This window comes from Rhizobacter sp. P3_B12, assembly GCF_056402895.1.
Genome location: NZ_JBFUGN010000334.1, coordinates 1 through 5,920 on the forward strand (window position 1 = coordinate 1; position 5,920 = coordinate 5,920).

Genomic DNA, 5,920 nt, shown 5'->3' on the forward strand with positions numbered 1-5,920 from the left:
GGGCCGCAACACCGCGCCCGCGATGACGCTCGCGGCACTCGCCGGCATCGAGAACGGGCAGGACCCGATCCTCGTCGTGACCGCCGCCGACCACGTCGTCACCAAGCCTGCCGCCTTCACCGCCGCACTGCAGCGCGCCGTGCGCGCCGCCGCCGACGGCGCCATCGTGATCCTCGGCATCACGCCCGACCGCCCCGAGACCGGCTACGGCTACATCCGCAGCACGCCCGACGGCAAGGTCGCGCAGTTCGTCGAGAAGCCCGACCTCGCTACCGCCGAGCACTACCTGCGCGAAGGCCAGTACCTGTGGAACAGCGGCATGTTCGTGCTGAGGGCCTCGGTGTGGCTGGCCGCGCTGGACCAGTTCCGCCCCGACATCGCCGCCGCCACCCGCGCCTCGTGGGCCGCGCGCAGCACCGATGCGAAGTTCGTGCGCCCCGGCAAGGCCGAGTTCGCCGCGGTGCCGTCCGAATCGGTCGACTACGCGGTGATGGAACGCTGCCCCGGCAGCGCCTTCGACATCCGCATGGTCGCGCTGGACGCCGGCTGGAACGACCTCGGCGCCTGGGACGCGGTCTGGCAGGTCGCCGACAAGGACGGCCGCGGCAACGCGAGCGTCGGCGACGTGCTGCTGCAGGACAGCGACAACACGCTGGTGCATGCCACCAGCCGGCTGGTCAGCGTGATCGGCCTGAGCGACGTGGTCGTCGTCGAGACGCCCGATGCGGTGATGGTCAGCGACCGCGCCCGCAGCCAGGAGGTCAAGAAGATCGTCGGCGAGCTCGGCGCGCGCGGCCGTGGCGAGCACAACCTGCACCGCAAGGTGCACCGCCCCTGGGGCTGGTACGACAGCATCGACTCCGGCGCGCGCTTCCAGGTCAAGCGCATCCTGGTCAACCCGGGCGCCTCGCTGAGCCTGCAGATGCACCACCACCGCGCCGAACACTGGATCGTCGTCTGCGGCACCGCCGAGATCACCAACGGCGACAAGGTGATGATCCTCACCGAGAACCAGAGCACCTACATCCCCCTCGGCCAGACCCACCGGCTCGCGAACCCCGGCAAGGTGCCGCTGGAAATCATCGAAGTCCAATCGGGCTCGTACCTCGGCGAGGACGACATCGTCCGCTTCGAGGACACCTACGGGCGCACCAAGTAAAGACAGGATCCCTTCATGACCATCCTCGTGACCGGCGGCGCCGGCTTCATCGGCAGCAACTTCGTGCTGGACTGGCTGGCGCAGAGCGACGAGACCGTCGTCAACCTCGACGCGCTGACCTATGCCGGCAACCTCGAGAACCTCGCGTCGCTGAACGGCAATGCGCGGCACGTGTTCGTCAAGGGCGACATCTGCGACCGCGCGCTGGTCGACGCCACGCTTGCGCAGCACCGGCCGCGCGCCATCGTGCACTTCGCGGCCGAGAGCCACGTCGACCGCAGCATCCACGGCCCCGGCGCGTTCATGCGCACCAACATCGACGGTACCTTCACGCTGCTCGAGGCCGCACGCGGCCTGTGGGGCTCGCTCGAGGGCGACGCGAAGAGCGCTTTCCGCTTCCACCACGTCAGCACCGACGAGGTCTACGGCTCGCTGTCGCCGACCGACCCGGCCTTCGCCGAGACCAAGGGCTTCGAGCCGAACAGCCCCTACTCGGCCAGCAAGGCGGCCAGCGACCACCTGGTGCGCGCCTGGCATCACACGTACGGACTGCCGGTCGTCACCACGAACTGCAGCAACAACTACGGCCCCTATCACTTCCCCGAGAAGCTGATCCCGCTGATGATCGTCAACGCGCTGGCGGGCAAGGCACTGCCGATCTACGGCGACGGCCAGAACGTGCGCGACTGGCTGTACGTGCGCGACCACGCGAGCGCGATCCGCGCGGTGCTGGCCGGCGGCCGCGTCGGCGAGACCTACAACATCGGCGGCTGGAACGAGAAGACCAACCTGGAGATCGTCCACACGATCTGCGCGCTGCTCGACGAGCTGAAGCCCGATGCGGCCGGCTCGTACAAGCGCCTGATCACCTACGTGAAGGACCGCCCGGGCCACGACCGCCGCTATGCGATCGATGCGCGCAAGGTCGAGCGCGAGCTCGGCTGGCGCCCGGCCGAGACCTTCGACACCGGCATCCGCAAGACGGTGCAGTGGTACCTCGACAACGCCGGCTGGGTCGCCAACGTGCAGAGCGGCGGCTACCGCGACTGGGTCGCGAAGAACTACGGCGAGGCGGCGGCCGCATGAAGATTCTCCTGCTGGGCAAAGGCGGCCAGGTCGGCTGGGAGTTGCAGCGCGCCTTGGCGCCGCTGGGCGAGCTGACCGCGCTCGATTTCGACACGCCGGGCGCACTGAAGGCCGACTTCTCGAAGCCCGACACGCTGGCGGCGACGGTGCGCGCGGTGAACCCGGACGTGATCGTCAATGCCGCGGCGCACACCGCGGTCGACAAGGCCGAGAGCGAGCCGGCACTGGCGCGCGCGATCAATGCGACCGGCCCCGGCGTGCTGGCGCGCGAGGCGGCAGCACTCGGCGCCTGGCTGGTGCACTACAGCACCGACTACGTGTTCGACGGCAGCGGCCACGCGCCGCGCCGCGAAGACGCGCCGACGGCGCCGCTCAGCGTCTACGGCCAGACCAAGCTCGAGGCCGAGGAGCTGATCCGCGGCAGCGGCTGCAAGCACCTGATCCTGCGCACCAGCTGGGTCTACGCCGCGCGCGGCGGCAACTTCGCGCGCACGATGCTGCGGCTGGCGGGCGAGCGCGACAAGCTGACGGTGATCGACGACCAGGTCGGCGCGCCGACCGGCGCCGACCTGCTGGCCGACGTCAGCGTGCACGCGCTGCGCGCCGCGCTGGCCGATGCGAAGCTCGCCGGCACGTACCACGCGGTGGCCGCTGGCGAGACCAGCTGGCACGGCTATGCACGCTTCGTCATCGAATGGGCGCGTGCGCGCGGCCACGCGATCAAGGTGGCGCCCGAGGCGATCGAGCCGGTGCCGACCACCGCGTTCCCGACGCCGGCGAAACGGCCGCTGAATTCGCGGCTGTCGTGCGACAAGCTGAACCAGGCCTTCGGGCTGCGCATGCCGGCATGGCAGGCCGGCGTCGAGCGCATGCTGACCGAAGTGCTGGGCTGACAAATCCTTGGAGGAACACATGTCAATGCAATTGAACGCGGTGCCGGCCGAGCGCCGGGCCGCTCCCAAGCCGGCCGGCATCCCCTCGGGGGATCGGCGGATGTACTCATCCGACGAGGGGCTGTCATGACTCGCAAAGGCATCATCCTCGCCGGGGGCTCCGGGACCCGGCTGCACCCGGCGACGCTCGCGCTGAGCAAGCAGCTGATCCCGGTGTACGACAAGCCGATGATCTATTACCCGCTCAGCGCGCTGCTGCTGGCCGGCATCCGCGAGATCCTGATCATCAGCACGCCGCAGGACACGCCGCGCTTCCAGCAGTTGCTGGGCGACGGCCGGCAGTGGGGCCTGGACCTCAGCTACGCGGTGCAACCGAGCCCGGACGGCCTCGCGCAGGCCTTCCTGATCGGCGAGCAGTTCCTGGCCGGCGCGCCGAGCGCGCTGGTGCTGGGCGACAACATCTTCTACGGCCATGACCTGGGCACCCGGTTGACGGACGCGGCCACGCGCACCAGCGGCGCGACGGTGTTCGCCTACCCGGTGACGGATCCGGAGCGCTATGGCGTGGTCGAGTTCAACGACCAGGCGCAGGCGATCAGCCTCGAAGAGAAGCCGAAGCAGCCGAAGAGCCGCTATGCGGTGACCGGCCTGTACTTCTACGACCAGAAGGTCGTGTCGTATGCGAAGAGCCTGAAGCCGAGCCCGCGTGGCGAGCTGGAGATCACCGACCTGAACCGGCTGTACCTCGAGGCCGGCACGCTCGAAGTGCAGATCTTCGGCCGCGGCGATGCCTGGCTCGACACCGGCACGCACGATTCGCTGCTGGAGGCGAGCGCCTTCATCCAGACGCTGGAGAAGCGGCAAGGCCTGAAGGCCTGCTGCCCCGAGGAGATCTGCTGGCGCAAGGGCTGGATCACGTCGGCGCAGCTCGAAGCGCTGGCCAAGCCGCTGGCCAAGAGCGGCTACGGCCAGTACCTGCTGCAACTCATGCACGACAAGGTGTTCTGATGAAGGTGATCAAGACAGAGATTGCCGACGTGCTGGCGTTCGAGCCGAAGGTGTTCGGCGATGCGCGCGGCTTCTTCATGGAGAGCTACAACGGCCGCGTCTTCGCCGAGGCGGTCGGGCGCGAGGTGATCTTCGTGCAGGACAACCATTCGCGTTCGGCGCGTGGCGTGCTGCGCGGGTTGCACTTCCAGTACGCGCCGCACGCGCAGGGCAAGCTGGTGCGGGTGACCAGCGGTGCGGTGTTCGATGTCGCGGTCGACATCCGCCGCGCGAGCCCGACCTTCGGCCGCTGGGTCGGCATGGAGCTGAGCGCCGAGAACAACCGCCAGATGTGGATCCCGCCGGGCCTGGCGCACGGCTTCCTGGTGCTGAGCGAGACGGCCGACTTCCTCTACAAGACGACCGACTACTACGCGCCGAAGGAAGAGGGTTGCGTGCGCTGGGACGATCCGGCGCTCGCGATCGCGTGGCCGGATGTGGGTGGGCCGCCGCAGCTGTCGGCCAAGGACGCGGCGGCACTGCCGCTGCAGGAAGCGAGGCTCGAATGACGAAGGCGATGATCCTCGCGGCCGGCCAGGGCACGCGCGTGCGGCCGCTGACGCGCGACCTGCCGAAGCCGATGGTGCCGATCCTCGGCAAGCCGGTGATGGAGTACCTGATCGAGCACCTGGCGCGCTATGGCGTGCGGCAGATCATGGTCAACGTCGCGTTCAACCACCGCAAGATCGAGAGCCATTTCGGCGACGGCCACCGTTGGGGCGTCGAGATCGGTTATTCGTACGAAGGTGCGCGCGAGCACGGCGAGATCGTGCCGAAGCCGATGGGCTCGGCCGGTGGCATGAAGAAGATCCAGGATTTCTCCGGCTTCTTCGACGAGACGACCATCGTGCTGTGCGGCGACGCGCTGATCGACCTGGATTTCGGTGCGGCGCTGTTCGAGCACCGCAGCAAGGGGGCGCTCGCGAGCGTGGTGACGCTGGACGTGCCGCGCAGCGAGGTGCAGAACTACGGCATCGTGAAGTGCGACAAGGACGGCCATGTCGAGTCGTTCCAGGAGAAGCCGAAGCCGGAGGAGGCGCACAGCACGCTGGCCTCGACGGGCATCTACATCTTCGAGCCGTCGGTGCTCGACCTGGTGCCGAGCGGCACGGTGTTCGACATCGGCAGCCAGCTGTTCCCGCTGATGGTGGAGCGCCAGCTGCCGTTCTATGCGCAGAGCCGCTTCTTCAACTGGATCGACATCGGGCGCGTCAGCGACTACTGGAGCGTGCTGCAGCGGGTGCTGCGCGGCGAGGTGGCGCAGATGGACATGCCGGGGCGCGAGGTGCGGCCGGGCGTGTGGGTGGGGTTGAACACGCGGGTGCCGTGGGACGAGGTGACGATCAACGGGCCGGTGTACATCGGCTCGGGCGTGGAGATCGAGCCGGGCGTGACGATCCAGGGGCCGACGTGGATCGGCACCGGCAGCCACCTGCGGCGCAATTCGAAGGTGGTGCACAGCGTGCTGTTCGAGTACACGCGGATCGGCGAGGGCCAGACCTTCACCGACATGATCGTGGCGCCTTTGTACTGCGTGGATCGCAAGGGCAAGACGTTCTACCAAGGGGACGAGGAGTRCACGCTGCGTTGGTCTGACGCACGGGCCTGAATTTCCTCCTGCGTGTCGCGGGGGGTGAGGGAATGGGCTGGGGGCTCATGCCGAGGCGGTCGCCGCCCTGGGGGCGCCGACTCCACGAAGAAGCTCGGCTTCGGGGGTGCATCGCCAAACTCCCTC

Annotated in this window: 6 protein-coding genes; all 6 read left to right on the forward strand. The window is 68.6% G+C overall.

The features are described from left to right. Window positions 1-1,159: mannose-1-phosphate guanylyltransferase/mannose-6-phosphate isomerase (locus tag AC1D01_RS17620; RefSeq protein ID WP_477868479.1), on the forward strand; the 1,159-nt coding region annotated here is incomplete at its 5' end. A gap of 15 nt (window positions 1,160-1,174) precedes the next feature. Next, the gene (gene rfbB, locus AC1D01_RS17625) at window positions 1,175-2,245 is read left to right on the forward strand and encodes a dTDP-glucose 4,6-dehydratase (protein WP_477868481.1); all 1,071 of its coding nucleotides are present in this window, start codon (window positions 1,175-1,177) and stop codon (window positions 2,243-2,245) included. Further along, on the forward strand, window positions 2,242-3,138 hold the full coding sequence (gene rfbD, locus AC1D01_RS17630; RefSeq protein ID WP_477868483.1) for a dTDP-4-dehydrorhamnose reductase: 897 nt from the start codon (window positions 2,242-2,244) through the stop codon (window positions 3,136-3,138). Before rfbB ends, rfbD begins: the two co-directional genes overlap by 4 nt. A 126-nt stretch (window positions 3,139-3,264) precedes the next feature. After that, window positions 3,265-4,146, forward strand: a complete 882-nt coding sequence (rfbA, locus tag AC1D01_RS17635) for a glucose-1-phosphate thymidylyltransferase RfbA (protein WP_477868485.1) — start codon at window positions 3,265-3,267, stop codon at window positions 4,144-4,146. After that, a complete protein-coding gene (gene rfbC, locus AC1D01_RS17640; RefSeq protein ID WP_477868487.1) occupies window positions 4,146-4,694 on the forward strand; it encodes a dTDP-4-dehydrorhamnose 3,5-epimerase in 549 nt (182 codons plus the stop codon). Before rfbA ends, rfbC begins: the two co-directional genes overlap by 1 nt. An 8-nt stretch (window positions 4,695-4,702) precedes the next feature. After that, entirely contained in the window at window positions 4,703-5,794 is a 1,092-nt protein-coding gene (locus tag AC1D01_RS17645) for a nucleotidyltransferase family protein (RefSeq protein WP_477868489.1), read from the forward strand. Window positions 5,795-5,920 lie beyond the last annotated feature (126 nt).